General features: G+C 28.7%; 24 protein-coding genes. 2 read left to right on the top strand and 22 right to left on the bottom strand.

Annotated features, from left to right (window positions below):
* Positions 1-6: 6 nt before the first annotated feature.
* From rpmC to ruvA, 15 genes are all read right to left on the bottom strand, one after another.
* A complete protein-coding gene (gene rpmC / locus CJ670_RS08750) occupies positions 7-198 on the bottom strand; it encodes a 50S ribosomal protein L29 (RefSeq protein WP_105912163.1) in 192 nt (63 codons plus the stop codon).
* Positions 185-610, bottom strand: a complete 426-nt coding sequence (gene rplP, locus CJ670_RS08745) for a 50S ribosomal protein L16 (protein WP_105912164.1) — start codon at positions 608-610, stop codon at positions 185-187. Before rplP ends, rpmC begins: the two co-directional genes overlap by 14 nt.
* Positions 611-612: 2 nt before the next feature.
* Positions 613-1,317, bottom strand: a complete 705-nt coding sequence (gene rpsC, locus CJ670_RS08740) for a 30S ribosomal protein S3 (protein ID WP_105912165.1) — start codon at positions 1,315-1,317, stop codon at positions 613-615.
* Entirely contained in the window at positions 1,317-1,649 is a 333-nt protein-coding gene (gene rplV, locus CJ670_RS08735) for a 50S ribosomal protein L22 (protein WP_066154612.1), read from the bottom strand. Before rplV ends, rpsC begins: the two co-directional genes overlap by 1 nt.
* Positions 1,650-1,651: 2 nt before the next feature.
* Positions 1,652-1,927 (bottom strand): 30S ribosomal protein S19, encoded by a 276-nt coding sequence (gene rpsS, locus CJ670_RS08730; protein ID WP_105912166.1) that lies wholly within the window; start codon positions 1,925-1,927, stop codon positions 1,652-1,654.
* 9 nt (positions 1,928-1,936) lie between these two features.
* Positions 1,937-2,764, bottom strand: coding sequence for a 50S ribosomal protein L2 (gene rplB, locus CJ670_RS08725; RefSeq protein WP_105912167.1), 828 nt, complete (start codon positions 2,762-2,764; stop codon positions 1,937-1,939).
* 10 nt (positions 2,765-2,774) lie between these two features.
* Entirely contained in the window at positions 2,775-3,056 is a 282-nt protein-coding gene (locus CJ670_RS08720) for a 50S ribosomal protein L23 (RefSeq protein ID WP_105912168.1), read from the bottom strand.
* 1 nt (position 3,057) lies between these two features.
* Positions 3,058-3,669: a 50S ribosomal protein L4 gene (rplD, locus tag CJ670_RS08715; protein WP_105939683.1), complete on the bottom strand. Its 612-nt coding sequence runs from the start codon at positions 3,667-3,669 to the stop codon at positions 3,058-3,060.
* Positions 3,666-4,241, bottom strand: coding sequence for a 50S ribosomal protein L3 (gene rplC, locus CJ670_RS08710; protein WP_105912170.1), 576 nt, complete (start codon positions 4,239-4,241; stop codon positions 3,666-3,668). Before rplC ends, rplD begins: the two co-directional genes overlap by 4 nt.
* Before the next feature lie 19 nt (positions 4,242-4,260).
* Complete coding sequence (rpsJ, locus tag CJ670_RS08705; RefSeq protein WP_066154595.1) at positions 4,261-4,575, bottom strand: 30S ribosomal protein S10; 315 nt, start codon at positions 4,573-4,575, stop codon at positions 4,261-4,263.
* Between the two features lie 286 nt (positions 4,576-4,861).
* The gene (locus tag CJ670_RS08700; protein ID WP_105939682.1) at positions 4,862-5,350 is read right to left on the bottom strand and encodes an HIT family protein; all 489 of its coding nucleotides are present in this window, start codon (positions 5,348-5,350) and stop codon (positions 4,862-4,864) included.
* Positions 5,351-5,359: 9 nt separating this feature from the next.
* Positions 5,360-6,796, bottom strand: a complete 1,437-nt coding sequence (locus CJ670_RS08695) for a Mur ligase family protein (protein ID WP_105939681.1) — start codon at positions 6,794-6,796, stop codon at positions 5,360-5,362.
* A complete protein-coding gene (locus tag CJ670_RS08690) occupies positions 6,783-7,502 on the bottom strand; it encodes an EstV family lipase (RefSeq protein ID WP_105939680.1) in 720 nt (239 codons plus the stop codon). Before CJ670_RS08690 ends, CJ670_RS08695 begins: the two co-directional genes overlap by 14 nt.
* Before the next feature lie 2 nt (positions 7,503-7,504).
* Positions 7,505-8,545, bottom strand: a complete 1,041-nt coding sequence (locus CJ670_RS08685) for a D-alanine--D-alanine ligase (RefSeq protein ID WP_105939679.1) — start codon at positions 8,543-8,545, stop codon at positions 7,505-7,507.
* Positions 8,546-8,561: 16 nt separating this feature from the next.
* On the bottom strand, positions 8,562-9,119 hold the full coding sequence (gene ruvA / locus CJ670_RS08680) for a Holliday junction branch migration protein RuvA (RefSeq protein WP_105939678.1): 558 nt from the start codon (positions 9,117-9,119) through the stop codon (positions 8,562-8,564).
* A 130-nt stretch (positions 9,120-9,249) separates the two neighbouring features.
* Between ruvA and CJ670_RS08675 the strand changes: the two genes are divergently transcribed.
* Positions 9,250-11,433 (top strand): methyl-accepting chemotaxis protein, encoded by a 2,184-nt coding sequence (locus CJ670_RS08675; RefSeq protein ID WP_105939677.1) that lies wholly within the window; start codon positions 9,250-9,252, stop codon positions 11,431-11,433.
* A 25-nt stretch (positions 11,434-11,458) separates the two neighbouring features.
* Here the strand turns inward: CJ670_RS08675 and CJ670_RS08670 are convergent, their stop codons facing one another.
* From CJ670_RS08670 to CJ670_RS08650, 5 genes are read right to left on the bottom strand one after another with little or no spacing between them, the layout of a single operon-like run.
* A complete protein-coding gene (locus tag CJ670_RS08670) occupies positions 11,459-11,815 on the bottom strand; it encodes a hypothetical protein (RefSeq protein WP_105939676.1) in 357 nt (118 codons plus the stop codon).
* A gap of 54 nt (positions 11,816-11,869) precedes the next feature.
* Positions 11,870-12,931, bottom strand: coding sequence for a tRNA pseudouridine(13) synthase TruD (gene truD, locus CJ670_RS08665; RefSeq protein ID WP_105912178.1), 1,062 nt, complete (start codon positions 12,929-12,931; stop codon positions 11,870-11,872).
* Between the two features lie 32 nt (positions 12,932-12,963).
* Positions 12,964-13,806 (bottom strand): thiamine-phosphate kinase, encoded by an 843-nt coding sequence (locus CJ670_RS08660; RefSeq protein ID WP_105939675.1) that lies wholly within the window; start codon positions 13,804-13,806, stop codon positions 12,964-12,966.
* A 48-nt stretch (positions 13,807-13,854) separates the two neighbouring features.
* Positions 13,855-14,502 carry an endonuclease III gene (gene nth, locus CJ670_RS08655; protein WP_105939674.1) on the bottom strand — a complete coding sequence of 216 codons (648 nt, stop codon included), beginning with the start codon at positions 14,500-14,502 and terminating at the stop codon, positions 13,855-13,857.
* Positions 14,499-14,909, bottom strand: coding sequence for a hypothetical protein (locus tag CJ670_RS08650; RefSeq protein WP_105939673.1), 411 nt, complete (start codon positions 14,907-14,909; stop codon positions 14,499-14,501). The genes nth and CJ670_RS08650 overlap by 4 nt, the downstream gene beginning before the upstream one ends.
* Positions 14,910-15,040: 131 nt before the next feature.
* Here CJ670_RS08650 and CJ670_RS08645 point away from each other — a divergent pair, with 131 nt between their 5' ends.
* Entirely contained in the window at positions 15,041-17,011 is a 1,971-nt protein-coding gene (locus CJ670_RS08645) for a TonB-dependent receptor (RefSeq protein ID WP_105939672.1), read from the top strand.
* A 50-nt stretch (positions 17,012-17,061) separates the two neighbouring features.
* On the opposite strand, the gene CJ670_RS08640 is transcribed toward CJ670_RS08645, so the two are convergent.
* Positions 17,062-17,970, bottom strand: coding sequence for a chemotaxis protein CheV (locus CJ670_RS08640; protein WP_105939671.1), 909 nt, complete (start codon positions 17,968-17,970; stop codon positions 17,062-17,064).
* 42 nt (positions 17,971-18,012) lie between these two features.
* Positions 18,013-18,681, bottom strand: coding sequence for a tRNA threonylcarbamoyladenosine dehydratase (locus CJ670_RS08635; protein ID WP_105912056.1), 669 nt, complete (start codon positions 18,679-18,681; stop codon positions 18,013-18,015).
* Between the last annotated feature and the right edge of the window lie 41 nt (positions 18,682-18,722).

Below are 18,722 nucleotides of genomic sequence, written 5' to 3'. Positions count from 1 at the left end.
AGATCCTTAGTTAGCATTTAGAGCTGTCATAGCAGTCTGAATTTTAGCAATATCTTTTTTTGCTATTCTTAATTCAGATGTATTTGTTAGCTGCATAGTTTTTAGCTTAGCTTTTAATTCAAAAAGAAGCACCTTTTTTTCTTTTAATAACGCTTGTAATTCACTCAAGCTTTTATCTTTAATTTCAGTATAGTTCATTTTCGCTATCTCTTGTTACAAATTTAGTTTTAAATGGTAGTTTATGCATAGCTAAAGCTAAAGCTTCTCTTGCTAAACTTTCATCTACTCCAGCCATTTCGAAACAAACTCTTCCTGGCTTAATGTTCATTACCCATTTATCAACACTTCCTTTACCTTTACCCATTCTTGTTTCAAGAGGTTTAGCAGTTAGTGGTTTATCAGGGAATACCATAATCCAAACTTTCGCTTGTCTTTTTACTTTTCTTGTCATAGCAACCCTAGAAGCTTCAATTTGTCTTGAATCTATTCGTCCATGCTCAACAGCTTTAATTCCAAAATCTCCGTATGCTAAAGAGTTACCTCTATGAGCTTCACCTCGATTTCTTCCTTTCATCATTTTTCTAAATTTTGTTCTTTTAGGCATTAACATAATTAGTTACCTCTTTTCTTTGCTGGTCTTCTTTTTGGTTTAGACTCAGTAGATTCAGATTTTTCAGTAGGAATTCCTTTTGCAAGAACTTCACCTTTGAATATCCAAACTTTAATACCAATACAACCATAAGCTGTATGAGCCTCTGCAAATCCGTAATCAATTCTAGCTCTTAATGTATGTAAAGGAACTCTTCCTTCTAGGTACCACTCAGTTCTTGCCATTTCAGCACCACCAAGTCTTCCAGAAACAGATACTTTAATACCTTTTGCTCCACCTTTAAGTGCATTTTGCATAACTCTTTTCATAGCTCTTCTAAATGCAACTCTTCTTTCTAATTGTTGAGCAACGTTTTCAGCTGAAAGCAATGCAGAAGTTTGAGGTTTTCTCTCTTCTTTAATATTTACAGCTATCTCTTTCCCTACAAGTTTAGATAAAGAGTTTTTTAGTTTTTCAACATCTGCACCTTTTTTACCAATGATAATTCCAGGTCTAGCAGCTACAACAGTAACTCTAACTTTTTTTGCAGTTCTTTCAATCACAGTTTGAGCAATTCCAGCATAATATAACTCTTTTTTAACAAACTTTCTTATTTTGTCATCTTCAGATACATTTGCAGGCATTGTTTCAAATTTTGGAAACCATCTAGACTCCCAATTTCTATTAATACCTAATCTTAAACCTATTGGATTAACTTTTTGACCCATTACTTGTCTCCTTTTGTAGATGCAGCTACTTCAATCATGATATGCGCAGTTGGTTTATGCTTTGGTGAAGCTGAACCTCTTGCTCTTGGAGTAAATCTTTTAAGAACTGGTCCTTTATCTACTCTAGCACTTGTAATTACTGCATCAGCTGAATCCAACCCTGAGTTTGCAACAGCAGAAGCTATTACTTTAGATATAATTCCAGCAGCTTTGTTTGGAGTAAACTGTAAAGATGCAATTGCATACTCTGCATTCATTCCTTGAACTTCTCTTGCAATTAATCTTGCTTTAATAGGAGAAACTCTAATAAATTTTAATATCGCTCTTGCCATTATTACGCCTTTCTTTGAACAGAACCTTTATGGCCCTTAAATGTTCTAGTTGGTGCAAACTCACCTAATTTATATCCAACATGGTTCTCTGTAACATTTACAGGAACAAAGTTTCTACCATTATGTACATTAAATGTTATTCCAATCATATCTGGAAGAATTGTAGATCTTCTTGACCATGTTTTAATTGGTTTTTTATCTTTTGAACTATTAGCAGCCACAACTTTTTTTAATAAGTGTGCATCTACGAAAGGTCCTTTTTTTATTGATCTTGCCATCTTAAACCCTTACTTCTTTTTTCTTGAAATGATTAGTTTATCACTAGCTTTTTTCTTTCTAGTTTTATAACCTTTAGTTGGCATACCCCATGGAGTAACAGGATGTCTTCCAGAATTCGTTTTACCTTCTCCTCCACCGTGTGGGTGATCAATAGGGTTCATCGCAGATCCTCTTGTTTGAGGTCTAATTCCTAAGTGTCTTGTTCTACCAGCTTTACCAATTACCATATTTATATAATCCCCGTTTCCAACTACACCAATAGTAGCCATACAAACACTAAGGATTTTTCTCATTTCACCAGATGGTAATCTTAAGATAACATACTTATCTTCTCTTCCCATAATTTGTGCATATCCACCAGCTGATCTAGCAAATTGTGCACCTTTTCCTGGTTTCAACTCAATATTATGAACCATTGTTCCAATAGGAATATTTACCAATCTCATTGCATTTCCTGGTAAAATATCAAGTCCTGAAGCAGCAGCTTGAACTTTATCTCCTACTTTTAATCCAGCAGGTTGAATAATATATCTTTTATCTCCATCAGCATAAGAAATTAAGCTAATTCTACAATTTCTATATGGGTCATACTCAATAGTTGCAACAGTACCAACAACATCGAATTTATCTCTTTTGAAATCAATAATTCTGTATAGTTTTTTTGCACCTGCTTCTTTGTGTCTTGAAGTAATTCTTCCGTTATTATTTCTACCAGCATTTGCTTTTACTCTTACAAGTAAAGACTTAACTGTTGGTTTTGAAGTAATATCAGAGCTATCAATAACTGACATAAATCTTCTAGCAGGAGTTATAGGTCTAAATTTTTTAATTGCCATTTTTCACTCCTTATGCTGAAAGGTTCGCAATTGCTGCGCCTTCTGGTAATGTTACATAGAATTTTTTAAAGTCAACTCTTTTTCCAAGTTTCCCTTTAAATCTTTTAACTTTTCCTTCTTGTCTTAAAGAGTTAATTTTTGTTGGAACAACGCCAAAATACTCTTTGAAAACCTCTTTTAAACCCGTTTTAGTCATTCTAGGACTAGTTTGAACAACGATTACACCATTTTCTTGAAGCTCGATTGTTTTTTCTGTATATAAAATTGATTTAATATCTGTTATATCTGCCATCTTAAGCCTCTTTTATTAATGCTTCTAGTACTGATTTTTCAATTAGTACAGAGTGATATACAGCAATTAAGTATGCATTTACTTCTTGCTTTTCAATCATATAACAGTTTTTAATATTTCTAAACGCTAAATAAGTTTTTTCATCAATTGTATCAACAACAATTAATGTATCTCTTTTGTTTAATTTACTTAAAACTGCAACCGCATCTTTAGTTTTACCTGATTCTAATTTAATTGAATCAACAGCAAAAAGTGAACCATTACTAGCTTGTGCATTTAAAGCATATTTAAGTGCTAAAGCTTTTTGTTTTTTATTTACTTTTTGCTCGTAGTTTCTTTTTGTAGGACCAAAAGTAACTCCACCGCCAACAAATAAAGGTGATCTTTTAGATCCCCATCTTGCTGCTCCACTACCTTTTTGTGCTTTAGGTTTTTTACCACCACCACTTACTTGTGCTCTAGTTTTAGCAGCTGCTGTATTAGATCTTAAAGATGATAAATACGATTTTACATATAAGTATAAATTGTGTTTATTTATCTCTTCATAATTAGCAGGTAAAACTACTTCACCACTATTTTCAAATTTTGTATTTAATACTATTGCTTTACTCATTTAGCAACCTTTATTTTTCCTAATGAACCATTTGGACCAGATACTGAACCTTTAAGAACTAAAACTCCAGCCTCCGCATCAAATGATAAAACTTCATTCTTTACAGATACATTCGTATTTCCGTATTGCCCTGGCATTTTCTTACCTGGTTGAACTCTTCCTGGGAACTCACAGTTACCAATTGAACCTGTTCTTCTACCCATTCTATGTCCGTGAGAACCTCTTCCACCAGCAAAATTCCATCTTTTTACAACACCAGTAAAACCTCTACCTTTTGTTTTAAAAGTTGTTTTAACAATTTTTGCTTCACCTAAACCAGCAACATCTAAATCTCCAGCTTCACTATTTGCTACAGTAATTGTTGCAAATCTGTTAAACTCTTTAGATAGGTTATATTTTTTTTGTTGTCCCTCAATAGCTTTGTTAATTTTTTTACCGCTGCTATAAGAAACTAGTGCTACACCATCAGTTACTTGACATACTTTTGTATCAATAACTTTTAAAAGTGTAACCGCTGTACTAGGAACAGATACTGTTCTACTCATACCGATTTTTTGAACTATAAATTCCATCTTGTATTACCCTTTCTACTTATTCTTGACCCATTGATCTTACTTCAACATCAACCTCTGGAGCTAAGTCTAGTTTCATTAATGAATCAACTGTATCAGCTGTTGCTGAAATAATGTCTATAATTCTTGAATGAACTCTAATCTCAAATTGCTCTCTTGAATCTTTGTTTACGTGAGGACCTTTGATAACTGTATATCTTCTGATTTTTGTAGGAAGAGGAATAGGACCTCTTAAATCAGCACCAGTTCTTTTAACAGCTTCAACTATTGAAGCAACACTTCTGTCTAAAACTCTATGATCATAAGCTTTTAGCTTTAATCTGATTTTTTCCATATATTTTTTTCCTTTAAAGAACTCGTTAGACACCAAAAAATGGCTCTAACCACATTAAGTGGACGCGGATTATAACTTATGTACGGTTAAATGTCAATAATTATGGGGCTTTTAGAAATAAATTAATAAATTTATTTCCTTTAATAAAGGAATAGAAGTAGGTTTTTAGCATAAAATAAGTTACTATTAAGAATAGGAATAATCTTCTCATTTAATACTATTTTCAAATAATTACATATTTTATTGTTAAAACATATAGCTATTTGAATCATAAATTTTTGAGTTATTATTTAAAGTATTTCAAAGAATTACCTTTTAGTTTTTCAAAAATATCATTAAAATCAGCTGGATAAACTCTTGTTTGAGCTATTGTTGTAATAAAATTTGTATCTCCAATCCATCTTGGAACTAAATGATAGTGTATATGCTGTTCTATTCCAGCACCTGCTGCTTTCCCCAAGTTCATACCAATATTTACACCTTCACATGGCATAACTTCTTTTAAAAGCCTTACTGCTTGTTGTACTCTAATACTCATTTGTAACCAAATAGTTTCATCCAAATCTTCAACATTACAAGTATGAAAATATGGAATAACCATAATATGTCCAGGGCTATATGGAAATTTATTCATAACTACATAACAATAATCATCACTAAATATTACTTGTAGTTTTTCATCTTTTAAGTTTTCACTAATATGACAAAATATGCACCCTTTGACTTTTTCATCAGTTACATAATTATATCGCCAAGGTGCATAAATATGTTCCACTTTCTTATCCTATATAAAATTTGGTGCATCATTTGCAAACAATATTAAATCACCACTTTTTGTAGTTCTTGCTAAAGTTGTTTCTAACATTGTTTTATCTTTTAGCACAAAAACTTTCTCTTCATTTATATTTGCTTTTAAAATATTTGCATTTAAAGTTCCAGTTATTATTACAAAATCAAAAACTTTGTCTATTTGTTTTGCCAACAAAATATTTGCACTATCAGTAGATTCTACAAGTCCTGGAGTTATTATTACTTTTCTTCCAGTATGATTTGATGAGATATTAATAGCTTCTAACATTCCTTCAAGATTTCCATTAAAAGAGTCATCTATAATGATTTTACCGTTTGCTTCAATTTTTTGAAGTCTGTGTTCTACTTGTGGTAAAGTTGCTAAAGCTTCATTTATCTCTAAAACACTCATTCCTAAATGAGTTGCTACTAAAACAACTGCTGCTAAATTTATAGCATTGAAACTTCCCAAAATTGGAGCATAAAAATGCTCAATTTTTCCATTTAACTCCATATCAAACCAAAGTCCAGCAAGATTACTTTTTACTATATGAAGATTGTTTGGAAACTCCTCTATTTTTTCACTTTGAATAATATTTGCACTGCTATGAACAAATGCTTTTTGTAGTCGAGGGGATAACAAAAGTTCTTTTTTTGTATTTTTAATATTTTCTAAAGTTTTAAAATATTCAATATGTTGTTCTCCAACACTTCCTATAATAGCAATTTGTGGCTCTAAAAAGTTTGCTATCGTTTTTATATCACCTTTTACTCTTGCTCCTGCTTCTGCTATATATATTTGTGTATCTTTTGGTAAATCTCTATTTACATCAAGAACAAGCCCTACAATTGTATTTACACTTCTTGGAGTTTTATATGTTTTGAAATGATTTTTTAAAACATGGTGTAAAAAGTTTTTTATAGATGTTTTTCCATAAGATGCTGTAATTGCAACAATTCTTAAATCTTTATTTTCTAATAATCTGTTTTTTGCCCTACTTTTGAAAATTAAGAAAAATATTTTTTCAATAATATTTGAAAATATCAATGCAATAAAAAGAGTAAAAAATAGAGTTACTTTTGAACAAAAATCATCATCTAAGCATAATGAAATTTGAACAAAAAGAGTTATTAGTAAAATAGCCAAAAATCTTTTTACTCTACTTGTAAGAACTAAACTTCTATCAAGTCTTCTGTTCCATAAAATAAAGCTTACAAAATATAAAAGAAAAAAGTATATATCAAAATATGGACTAGGAATTAGAAAAAACAGAACTATTGGAGAAATAAAAAATGTTAAATGCCATTGCCATTTGTGGTGTTTAAATATAACTCTACTCAATTTATAGTTGTACCACTGCAAGTTAGTAATCAAATACCAACCCAAACTTATAATTAAAACAATTTTAGTAACTATACTAAGATATTCCATTTTCTACTCTTTCACATATATTTTTTGCGTGTTTTAAGAAAAAATAGTGGTCACCACTATATGAAGTAAAAACTGATTTTTTAATCAAACTTGCTATTTTTTCTCCAGATTTTAAAGATGTAGCAATATCATCTTCTCCCCAAAAAATCAAAGCACTATTTTTGAAATTTGAAAAATATAAAGAGAAATCTTCATCTACAACATTTTTAAAAGTAGAATACATATTTTCACTCATTTTATCCACATCTTTACTTCTAAAAACTTTTGTAAAGTTTTTTAAACCTAAACTATTTAAAAGTTTTGCAAAAAATATTTTTATTTTTACCTTTATTGGTTTCTCTTCCAAAATTCCAGCACTACTTAACAAAACTAAGTTTTTTGGATCAATTAAAGTAGCTACTTTTCCACCAAAAGAGTGACCAAAAATAACTTCACAATTTGAATTTATAGATTTTAAAAACTCTTTTGTAATTTTTGAGTAATCATTTGTAGTCAAAACGTAGTTGTTTGGGCTTTTACCAAAACCTGACATATCAAGATAAATATGTCTATAATCTTTTAAATAAGCAGAAAACGCACTTTTCATAATATCTTTATTTGAACCCCACCCATGCAAAAACAAAATATCTTCTGTTTTTGTAGGATTAATCAACTCATAAGATAAATCAAAATTTTTACCATCAACTACGATATTTTTAATAGCCAAATTTATTTTCCTTTTGCAACTTGAATTTTATTTACATATTCAAAATTTATAGGTATATCTTTTTTAGTTGGAAGAGTTGAAGCAACTTTTGAAAATAACTCTTGAAAATCAGAAAACAGATAGTTTGCCATAGATCCTGGAATTGAATTTATTTCATTTAAATAAACCTTATCATCTATTACAAAAAAATCACATCTTATAATTGAACCTTCAAAAAGTGTGTTATATAAATTTTTGAAACTCTCTTTAATTTCTAAATTTAATTTATCACCCAAATCAACCTCTTTTGCTTTTGAAGTTCTTGAGAAATCTAAATATTTTTTATCAAAGTCTAAAAACTCAGCTTTTTGTGGCTCTTCAATAATTGAGAAAACAAACTCTCCATTTACTTTTGTTCCAGCTAAATTATACTCTTTTACTCCACTTATAAATGGCTCAATTATAATAGCATCATCAAATTCAAAAGCAACATCAAGTGCATAAGATAGCTCTTCTTGACTTTTTACTATAGAAACTCCTATAGAACTTCCTAGTTTAACTGGTTTTAAAATAACTGGAAACATATCAACTTTTACGCTGTCTTTTTTTGTAAAATATTTATAATCTAATACATTTACACCAACACTTTTTGCATAACCTTTTGTTATGAATTTGTTTGAACTAACAACACAAGCTTCTGTTCTTGGAGCTATAAAAGGAATATTGTAAAAATCCAAAATAGATGATAAAATTCCATCTTCTCCATCTCCGCCGTGAGATAAATTTAAAACTACATCAAAATCTATATTTTGCTCTTTTTTAAATAATCCAGAAATTTTATAAAAACCGCTTTTTTTGAAGTATACTTTATCAAATTTTTTATACTCTCCACTACTAAAAAGTTTTGAATTTATCTTATTTGTTGGAATTTCATAAATATCTCTTTTTGCATCAATATAAAAATATATCAACTCGTCTTTTAAAACATCTTTCATAGAAATAGAGCTCACTATTGAAATCTCATGTTCAAAACTCAAACCACCAAAAAGTATTGCTATTTTCATAATTATTTCCTTTTATCTATTTTTGTAATTTTCTAAGTGCTTCACGAACTAACTCAGATGTAGTTGTGCTTGTACAAGATTTCAAAATTGTTGTTACAATATCTTTTTTAAATCCTAAACTTTCCAAGGCTAAAGCTGCTTCTATATTTATATTCGTAGCTTCATCACTACTTCCTCCATCTACAATAAACCCACTAAGTTCAACCAAAATTCTACTTGCACCCTTTGGTCCAATTCCAGGAACTCTTTTTAGCATATTTACATCATTTGAAGTAACAATTTGTGCAAATGAACTAGGAGTAAAAGTTGAACAAATTGCAAGTGCTACTTTTGGACCAACTCCATTTATTTTTATAACTGTATCAAATAATTTTTTCTCATTACTATCCAAAAAACCATATAAGTTGTGTGCATCTTCTCTTATTATTTCTGTTATTTCAATAGTTATTTCATCTGAAATAATTTTTGAACTACAATTTAAAGATACAAAAACTTCATATATAACACCACCAACATTTAGTTGAAGTGATGTTGGTTCTTTTTTAACAACTTTACCAACTAATCCTACTATCACTATGTTCTCACTTTATTTTTATTATAATTTTCACAAAGAGTGCTTAATTTAGAAAACTAAACTCTTATTTAATACTTTTTAAATATTTTAAAGTATATAATAATTCCACTTAAAAAATAAGGGTTTTAATATGCTTGATTTTATAACAAAAAAGATTAGCAGCAAGATTATATTTGCACTATTTTTACTAATGTTTATTAGCAGTTCTATTATTGTTTACTCTACAACAACCAAAGTAACAAAAGATTCTATAGCAAATGCAAAAGAGAATTTAGAAATGTTAAATGCATCCATATTTCAAACCTTAAGAAATACAATGAACACTGGAGATCCAGCACTTATACAAAAAGCAGAAGATGAAGCAAGAGAGATAAGAGGTGTGAAAAACCTAACAGTTGCAAAAAGTAAAGAGCTAATGGAGCTCTACGCTGTTACAACTCCATTTACAAATGACCCACAAATATTAAAAAGTTTTGATTCAAAAGAGAATCAAATAATTCAAACAAATGATAAAAATGGTCATACTATAAGAATGATAAAACCAATGATTGCTACACCTGAATGTATGGCTTGTCATGCAAACCAAAATGTAGGAGATGTAATTGGAGTTATGGACCTTACTTTTTCTCTTGAAGAAACAGATAAAAGAATTCAATCACTTCTAAAAGAGATCTCTTTTACTTCTGCTATTTTGGGATTACTTACAATTATTTTAATATTTTTTATTGTAAGAAAAGCAACAAACTCTATAGAGATATTAAAAGAAGGTTTTAGTAATCTACTTCATTCAAATGATACAAATATTACTTTAAAAGTAAAATCTAATGATGAGATAGGAGATGTTGCAGCACTTTTCAACTCTTATATGGATAAAGTAAGAGAAGGTTTAAAACAAGATGAAATTGTAATTGAAGAAGCAAATGATGTAATAGAAAAAACTGCAAATGGATTCTTTGTATATAAAGTTCAAAATACAGCTTCAAATCATCATGTTGAAGATTTAAAAAATAAACTAAATGTTATGATTGAAAAAACAAAAGATACTCTTGACAATATAAATGAAGCATTAAGACAATATGCTGAGTCAAAATATGATTATGTATTAAAAGATGATACTATTTTTGGAAATTTAGGCTCACTTACTAGTGGAATAAATCTAGTAGGAAATAATACATCAGAACTTTTAGCTATTGTTATGAATACTGGAAATAGTTTAAAAAATAGTACTCAAACACTTTCAGATACATCTTTAGAGCTTAAAAGTTCTTCAAGTAAACAAGCTGCTAGTCTTGAAGAAACTGCAGCTGCTCTTGAAGAGATAACAGCAACAATTCAAGCAAATACTCAATCAACAATAAAAATGTCAAAATTGGCTCAAGAGCTAAGTGTTTCAGCACAAAAAGGTCAAGAATTGGCAAATCAAACTGCTAAATCTATGGATGATATTAATAAAGAAGTTAGCTCTATAAATGAAGCTATTGAAGTAATTGACCAAATAGCATTCCAAACAAATATTCTTTCACTAAATGCTGCTGTTGAAGCTGCAACTGCTGGTGAGGCTGGAAAAGGATTTGCTGTTGTTGCACAAGAAGTTAGAAATCTAGCAAATAGAAGTGCTCAAGCTGCAAAAGAGATCAAAGATATAGTTGAAAAAGCAAGTTCAAAAGCAAACAATGGAAAAAATATAGCAAATAATATGATAGATGGTTACTCTGAGTTAAATAGTAGTATTTCAAATACTTTAGTAACTATAGAGAATGTTGCAACTGCTTCAAAAGAGCAAGAAGGTGGTATCTTACAAATAAATGACGCAATTAACTCTTTAGATGCTTCAACACAAAAAAATGCTCAAGTAGCTGAGCAAATATCTAATATGGCAACATCTATTGCCTATACATCTAACTATTTAGTAACTGCTTCTTCAAGAACATCATTTATACAAAATAGTTTAGATAAGGTTGATAATGTTGATTTGGTATATGATACTGCTTTACTAAAAACAAATCTTTTGAAGAAAAAAGATGAAGTTTACTCAAAACTAGGAGATTATAAAAACTTTAATGTTGTTGATGATAACTCGATAAAAGATTGGTTAAATTCAAACGATAATGCAAGCAAAATTTTAGATAAAAATCTTTTAGAAAATATAAAAGTATTGGATACAACATTTTATAAAAATCTTCAAGACTTAGTAAATTCAAATACAAATGGCGATAAACCAGAGATTCTAAATACTAAAGCAAGTGCAGTTGAAAAATGTACAAATGAAATCTTTAAAAGTTTAGATGATATTAAATTTAGTAAAAAAAGCTAATAAAACTAAAAAAGCCTAAGCTTTTTTAGTTATTTTGCATACTTTGTATTAAAGCTGCTAACTCATCTTCACTTAAAGAATCTTCTGTAGCATCTATTGTTTTTGCAGTTGGTGCTAAGTTATATTGAGCTTTATCTATATCATTTTTGTCACAAACAAAATTTACAACTCTTTCTATTTTTTGTCTATGTAAATCTTGTCTTTGTAAAAGCCCGTAAATATTTGATAATAAATCTTTAAGTTTTTCCCTTTTATGAATAGGAATTTTAATATTATCTATAATTTTAGAAATTCCATCAGTATTATCAAAAATTCCCTCTGCATCGTTTTCTGTCTCTTTTATAACTTCGCATAACTCAGTTATTAGTTCTTCGTATCTCATTTTATCCCCTTGTGTAGTCTAAACTTGATACTAGCAAAAAAGCACTTAAAAAAATTAGTGTAAAATCTCAGCAATTAACTCAGTTGCATACGAACCTTTTGGAAGATAAAAATTAAGTTCCATGTGATTTTTATCCTCTTTATAATTACTTTGCAAATTTTCTGGAAAAACAAAAGCAAATCTTCTAGCTCCATCTTCACTCATTTGTACTTCAAAATCTTTTTCAATATCATATGCAAGACCTTCTGATCTTTTTACTCTTTTTCCAGATAAAAGACCTGTTGGTACTCTATCTTTTTCAAAAAACTTTTGACTTTCTGTTTCTAAATCATCTATTATAAAAATCTTCCCAAATGGATAATGACTTAATAAATCACCAGTTAGTATTTTAAAAGGATGTGGTTGTTTTTTAGCTCTTTTTACCTCATCAAGTGGAAGATTTAGTTTTTCACAAATCTCTTTTGGCTCAAAAGCTTCAATCAACTTTGATATTTCTATTCTTTTAGATAACCATGAATTAAAAAGATAGCTTTGATAAGCATTTATAAACATCTGCTTTAAATTTCTATTTCTCTCTTTTAAAGTTCCTTCAACTATCTCTTTTCCTTTTTTATAATTCTCTCCATCTATTCCAAATCTTTGGAAACCAAAATAATTTGGCATTCCAAAAACTGCAATTCGTGAAAATGCCTCTTCTATTTTTTGTTTTTCAACAAGTCCAACTCTTTTTAATCTTATAAAAAAGTTGTTTCCTTTTAAATGCCCTATTTTTATCTTATTATTATGATAAGTTGTTTCAAGAATTTTAATATTTTCATGACTAAAACTTTTCAAAGCATCTTCATATTTTCTGTGTACAGAAATATGTTGAACAGTCATTGCATTTTTATCTTTAAGACCTGCATATCCAAACTCTCTAGTGCTACATTTTAGATAATTTGCCAAAATTTCTATGGCATCCCAAGTAGCTAAATCTTTTTTTCTAAGTTTTAAAATAAGGTGCTCACCCTCATTGCTAAAATCATAAAGTGGTACTTCATTTACAACAAAATCATCTTTACTTTGTTTAAAATATACATCAATTTGTGAGTGATTTAGAAATCTTTGTGGTTTCAATTATTATCCTTTTATTAAGTTTTATATCTTTTTTAATCTTTAAAATGATGGTTTGAAAAACTACTTTTGTAGCTTCCTGTTACTGCTTTTGCAAAAATATTTAATTTTATTTCATATTTTTTTGCAATATCTGCTATCTTTTTTAAATTTTTTTGATTACAAGAAAAAAGTATCTCATACTCTTCGCCTGAAATTCCAACTTCTTCTTTTATCTCTTTAAAAAATTCAAATCCAATATTTGAAGAGTTTGAAAGTTTTTCTAAATCCAAAAAAAGACCATCTGAAATATCCATTGAAGCATTTATATATTTTGATGCTTCATAAAAAAAATCTGATCTTAAAGTTGGTTTTATAAATTTTGAAGATTTTTTTATCTTTTTTCCAGATAAAAGAGTCTCTAAATCTTTTTTACTCTCTCCTAGTTTCCCAGTATAACAAAGATAATCACCCTCTTTTACACCATTTCTAAAAATAGGATTTTTTGTCTTTGAAACTATTGTTATACTAATATCTAGTTTTGAATTTTCAATAGTATCCCCACCAATAATCTCGAAGTTAAAATCTCGAGCAGCTTTTTTAAAACCACTTGCAAGCTCTTCTAAATCTTCATTTGTATAACTTTTTGGAATTGCTATTGAAATAAGTGCATATTTTGGTTTTGCATTCATAGCTACTGCATCTGAAATATTCACAAGCATTGACTTATAAGCTATTTGCTTTAAGCTCATAATTTTTTTATCTATCCACTCTTTTTTGAAGTGCACATTTTCAAAAAAAGCATCCATTGAGTAAACATACCCATCTACAAATGCTCCATCATCGCCATTGTATTTGCTATTTGATATCTGTTTTATAAAAAAATCTTCTTTATTCATAAGGCGAAGTGTATCAAAGTTTTGCAAAATATATTTAGATATTAAAATTTAACTAGGCTTGAAACTACTTTTTGTTTTGCAAACTTGTGGGAAGTAGCATTTATCACAATCAGGTTTAATAGCTTTGCAAATATATCTTCCAAACAAAACCATAGCTTGATGAAAAATATGTAAATCATCACCCTTTAGTTTTTTTACTAAATCAGCTTCAGTTTTTTCTACATTTTTTGCATCACTTAGACCTAGACGGTGGGAAACTCTAAAAACATGTGTATCAACAGCCATAAGATTTTCTTGTTTATATTCAATCATAAAAACATTTGCTGTTTTGTTTCCTACACCTGCCAGTTTCATTAGCTCTTTTTGAACATGTGGAATATTTCCTTCATAATTTTCTACAACACTTCTTGCCATTTTGATAATATTTTGTGCTTTGTTATTAAAAAACGAGCAAGAGTTTATGAGTTTTTTTACATCATCAAGATTTGCAAGGCTTAAATCAAAAACAGTTGGATATTTTTCAAATAAAGCTGGAGTTATTATATTTACTCTTTTATCTGTACATTGAGCTGATAAAATTATGGCTATTAAAAGTTCATAATCATTTTTATAATTAAGCTCTGTAACAGCATCACTATAATTCTCTATAAATGCTTTTTTAATAATCTCTATATCATCCTTTGTTGCTTTTTTCACTTTTTAAAGCACTCTTCTTTTAAGCTATTAAAGTTTACAAAAATATACTCATTTTTTATTTTATTAATTTCAACATTGTTTAGAGTACATAAAAATTCGTTCTCTTCTTTTAAAACTGTGTAGGTAAATTTATATACAAATTTATCTTTACTACTTACAACTTTATTGTTTAAAAGCTCATAATCTAGGCTTTTTATTGTAGTTTTGTACTCTTGTTCATATTTTTCAACAAACATATTTGGCAAATAATTCTCTTGTTTATTTTCATAGTATAAAAAGCCAATTGTTGCCAAAAAAATTGTTGATAAAAATATAATAAACTCTTTTTTTTCAAATTTATCATTTACTTTATAAATAATAACTGTAGCAATTATAAGTAAAAGTGAAATCGTAATAATAATCTGCATTTTAAACCTTTTTTTCTAAATAATTTGTAATGAAATACGATTATATCAAAGCTTTGCAAAATTTATAAATAATTAATAAAAAATTAACACATCTTTGCAATACTTCTAAAATTTTTAAAAAGGGAAAAATTATGAAAGTAAAAAAAATTACTCTATTATCGTTTGTGGTTGCTACAGTTTTAAATGCAAATGAAGCAACAACTTTAAATGAAATAACGATAGTTGAAAAATCAAACTCAAAACTTATAAAAGATATAAATAGTGAAGAGTTAAAAAGTGCTGATTTAGCTGAAGCTTTAATGAAAAACTCTCCAAATATTTCAATTGTAAGAAGAAATGGTATTGCAAATGATATTATTTTACGAGGGCAAAAAAAAGATAATATTAATATCTTAATTGATGGTGCAAAAATCTATGGAGCTTGTCCAAATAGAATGGATCCACCAACTTCTCATGTGGTTACAAATAATATTAAAAGTGTAAAAATTATTGAAGGTCCTTTTGATGTTGAGAATTTTGGAACTTTAAGTGGCTTAGTAAAAGTTGAAACAAAAGATCCAAAAGAGGGTTTTCATGGTGAATTAAATTTAAATGCTGGAAGTTTTAACTATAAAAAAGCGAGTGCAACAATTGAGGGTGGAAATGATAAAGTTAAAGCTTTAATCTCAGCTTCAACAGAAGAGAGTAAAGCCTATAAAGATGGAAATGGTGATAACTTTTTAGAACAACAAAGAAAAAGAGGAGTTCCTCTTGCAACTCAATATAGAGATGGGAATATTGATGCATTTGAAAAAAAGAGTGTTTTAACAAAACTTCAATTTAATATTACAGATGATCAAGATTTAAGACTATCTTACACTGCAAATAGAAGTGATGGTATTTTATATCCAGCAGGTCCCATGGATGCAGATTGGGATGATAGCGATATTTATACTTTAGGTTATACAATAAGAGATTTAGGTGCTTTTTCAAAACAGTTAGATTTGGATTATTACTACTCAAAAGTTGATCACCCTATGAGTGGAAAACTAAGAAATGGAAATGGAACTTCATATATGACAAACCATTTAAAAACTTCAATTTGGGGAACAACTGTTAAAAACTCTTTAGAAGTTGCAGATAGTTTAGTAACAGTTGGGCTTGATACAAGTGTAAGAAACTGGAGAGGACAAATGCACTCTACAAATATAGCGACAGGTGTTATTACTCCAAATCCTACAATGAATAGAATGTATGATACAGATACTAAAAATAAAGCAATTTTTACGAAAGTTGAAAAAACTATTGGAAACTTAGATATTGAAACAGGTATTAGATATGACAATACAAATATAGATACACAAAGACCAAATGTAGATGATAAAAAATATATAGGAATAAATGGATATCTGTTTACAGCATATAATTTTGATGAGAAGAATAAGGTTTTTGCAGGTATTGGAAAATCTTCAAGAGTTCCAGATGCAAGAGAGTTATATCAACAAACAACTTCATCAAATCCAAACTTAGATCAAACAAAAAACTATGAGGTAGATTTAGGATTTGAAAAAACTATTGGAAACTTTAATATCAAACCAAAAATATTTTACTCTGAGCTAAAAGATTATATTTATAATAGTTCAAAATTTGAAAATATAGATGCAAAAATTTATGGAGCAGATGTAAGTGGTTACTACTACTTTACAGATGATTTATCACTTGATTTTGCACTTGCTTATTTAAAAGGGGGAAAAGATGGCAACTATAGTGGAAATGATAAAGATTTAGCAGAAATTCCACCACTTAAAGCAAATTTTGCTTTAAACTATGAGTATAAAAAAGCAAAATTTAAAGCAGAAGTAATTGCTGTTGATAGATGGGATAGTTATGATTCAAGTGCAAAAGAGCAGGAAATTGCTGGATATGCTGTTACAAATTTAAAATATACTCAAGAGCTATTTAAACATTTTGAAATAACTTTAGGAGTTGATAATTTGTTTGATAAAGTTTATAACTCTACAAATACTTATCAAGATGTTAGATATGTTGAAGTTGGAGGGGAGCAAATACTATTTAATGACCCAGGAAGATATGGATATGTAAATTTGAAATATAGTTTTTAATTAAACAATAAAAAAGCTAGAAATTCTAGCTTTTTTTAATAAATTTTTGATTATCTAAGAAGAAGCTTATTTGTAATATTATATAAAGCATTTATATCTGTTTTTCCAACAAATCCATCTATTCCTACTCTAGTCATTTTACCTTTTACTGCATCTGTTGTCATTGAAGAGTTTACAACAACTGGAATATGCTGATATTTACTACTGTTTTTTACAAAAGAAGCAACCTGATATCCATCAGTTCCTGGCATCTCTATATCTGTTATTATCAAACCTATTTTTTCAGGATCAAGCTCTTCTATCCTATCTATAAGCTCTCCACCATTTGGATATATTTCATACTCAACTTCTATTTGACTAAAAAATTTGTGTAAAACTTCTCTTGCAACTGCTGAATCTTCAGCTGCAAGTATTTTTTTAGAAGAATGGATTTTCCCCTCAACATATTTTTTAATATCTCTTCCACCATCATCTGTCCACTTAATATCTCTTAAAAGTTGCTCCGCATTAAAAACTGTACAAAGTTCGTCTTTGTTGTTTACTTTTACATATGTTGTGTAAGTTATTTTTGAGTTTGTCTCTTCTGTATGTCTTAATTCTTGAGTCGTTTTTTCAACAATATCAAGCATATCTCTTACTAAAAAACCTATTTTTTTATGGTTGAATTCACAAAAAATGATAAGCTTGTACTCTTGAGTATCAAATGGTTTAAGCCCTAACCATGCATCAAGATTTATTAAAGTAACTGGTTCCCCTCTTATTGTAGCAATTCCTGCAATTATATTTGTATCTTTTGGAGTATCATTTATAGCAACCTCTTCAGTTATTATAAAAGCTTTAACTTTAGCTATGTTTATTGCATAAATATTATTATGACCAGTGTAAAATACTGCTAACTGTTGAACATTTCGTAAATGTCCCTGTGTCATTTGTTCAACACTACCACCAATACCGCTCATGAAAATCCTTTTTTAGTGTAAAGTCAATTATTATATATCTTTTTAACTTTGACTATCTTTAACTAAACTTAGCTTTTTTACAATTTTTTGAATAGTCACAGATGCCATCATAAGCCCAAAACTTGCAGTTACTCCTTCAAAACTACCTTTGTCTATACAAAGAGGAACTTCACTTGAATATATAACTTTAAATTTCTTTTTAAAACCTTGTTTTTTAAGTTCTTCTCTTACTTTTTTGATAAATTTATCATTGTAGGTTTCCCAAATCGAACTATATTTTATCTGTAAAGGATCAATTCTTTTTGCCCCTCCTCCTGTACTTATTATTTTTGTAAAATGTTTTTTTATGAGATGAACTTTTGGTTTTACATCATCTATTGCATCTAAAATATAATCATATGATGAAAAATCAAAATTATCAATCCATTCAGGTGTTATTTTGACACAAATTGGTGTTACATTTGGATATCTCTCTTTTAAAACTTCAACCTTTTTTCTTCCAATATTTCCATGACTTCCAAGCTGTCTATTTTGATTTGAATCTTCATATTCATCAAAATCAACTATTGTGATATTTGTAACGCCTGTGTTATACAAAGCATCTAGTGCAAAGCTTCCTATTCCACCAACTCCAAAAAGTATTATTTTTGTATCTTGAAACTTTTTAAAGGCATCTTCTCCAAAAAGTATTTTAGTCCTACTATATTGCATATTTACATCTTCTTTACAAATTTTTAGATATTATAACACAA

This window comes from Arcobacter cryaerophilus gv. crypticus (assembly GCF_002993025.1).
GTDB classification, from domain to species: Bacteria; Campylobacterota; Campylobacteria; order Campylobacterales; family Arcobacteraceae; genus Aliarcobacter; species Aliarcobacter cryaerophilus_B.
Note: the sequence above shows the minus strand (reverse complement) of the source record. Positions and strands in the feature narration are given on the sequence as shown.

Coding starts and splice junctions, on each gene's coding strand:
- rpmC (WP_105912163.1), bottom strand. CDS start 198: ATGAACTATACTGAAATTAAAGATAAAAGCTTGAGTGAATTACAAGCG.
- rplP (WP_105912164.1), bottom strand. CDS start 610: ATGTTAATGCCTAAAAGAACAAAATTTAGAAAAATGATGAAAGGAAGA.
- rpsC (WP_105912165.1), bottom strand. CDS start 1,317: ATGGGTCAAAAAGTTAATCCAATAGGTTTAAGATTAGGTATTAATAGA.
- rplV (WP_066154612.1), bottom strand. CDS start 1,649: ATGGCAAGAGCGATATTAAAATTTATTAGAGTTTCTCCTATTAAAGCA.
- rpsS (WP_105912166.1), bottom strand. CDS start 1,927: ATGGCAAGATCAATAAAAAAAGGACCTTTCGTAGATGCACACTTATTA.
- rplB (WP_105912167.1), bottom strand. CDS start 2,764: ATGGCAATTAAAAAATTTAGACCTATAACTCCTGCTAGAAGATTTATG.
- CJ670_RS08720 (WP_105912168.1), bottom strand. CDS start 3,056: ATGGCAGATATAACAGATATTAAATCAATTTTATATACAGAAAAAACA.
- rplD (WP_105939683.1), bottom strand. CDS start 3,669: ATGAGTAAAGCAATAGTATTAAATACAAAATTTGAAAATAGTGGTGAA.
- rplC (WP_105912170.1), bottom strand. CDS start 4,241: ATGGAATTTATAGTTCAAAAAATCGGTATGAGTAGAACAGTATCTGTT.
- rpsJ (WP_066154595.1), bottom strand. CDS start 4,575: ATGGAAAAAATCAGATTAAAGCTAAAAGCTTATGATCATAGAGTTTTA.
- CJ670_RS08695 (WP_105939681.1), bottom strand. CDS start 6,796: ATGGAATATCTTAGTATAGTTACTAAAATTGTTTTAATTATAAGTTTG.
- CJ670_RS08685 (WP_105939679.1), bottom strand. CDS start 8,545: ATGAAAATAGCAATACTTTTTGGTGGTTTGAGTTTTGAACATGAGATT.
- CJ670_RS08675 (WP_105939677.1), top strand. CDS start 9,250: ATGCTTGATTTTATAACAAAAAAGATTAGCAGCAAGATTATATTTGCA.
- CJ670_RS08670 (WP_105939676.1), bottom strand. CDS start 11,815: ATGAGATACGAAGAACTAATAACTGAGTTATGCGAAGTTATAAAAGAG.
- CJ670_RS08660 (WP_105939675.1), bottom strand. CDS start 13,806: ATGAATAAAGAAGATTTTTTTATAAAACAGATATCAAATAGCAAATAC.
- CJ670_RS08650 (WP_105939673.1), bottom strand. CDS start 14,909: ATGCAGATTATTATTACGATTTCACTTTTACTTATAATTGCTACAGTT.
- CJ670_RS08645 (WP_105939672.1), top strand. CDS start 15,041: ATGAAAGTAAAAAAAATTACTCTATTATCGTTTGTGGTTGCTACAGTT.
- CJ670_RS08640 (WP_105939671.1), bottom strand. CDS start 17,970: ATGAGCGGTATTGGTGGTAGTGTTGAACAAATGACACAGGGACATTTA.
- CJ670_RS08635 (WP_105912056.1), bottom strand. CDS start 18,681: ATGCAATATAGTAGGACTAAAATACTTTTTGGAGAAGATGCCTTTAAA.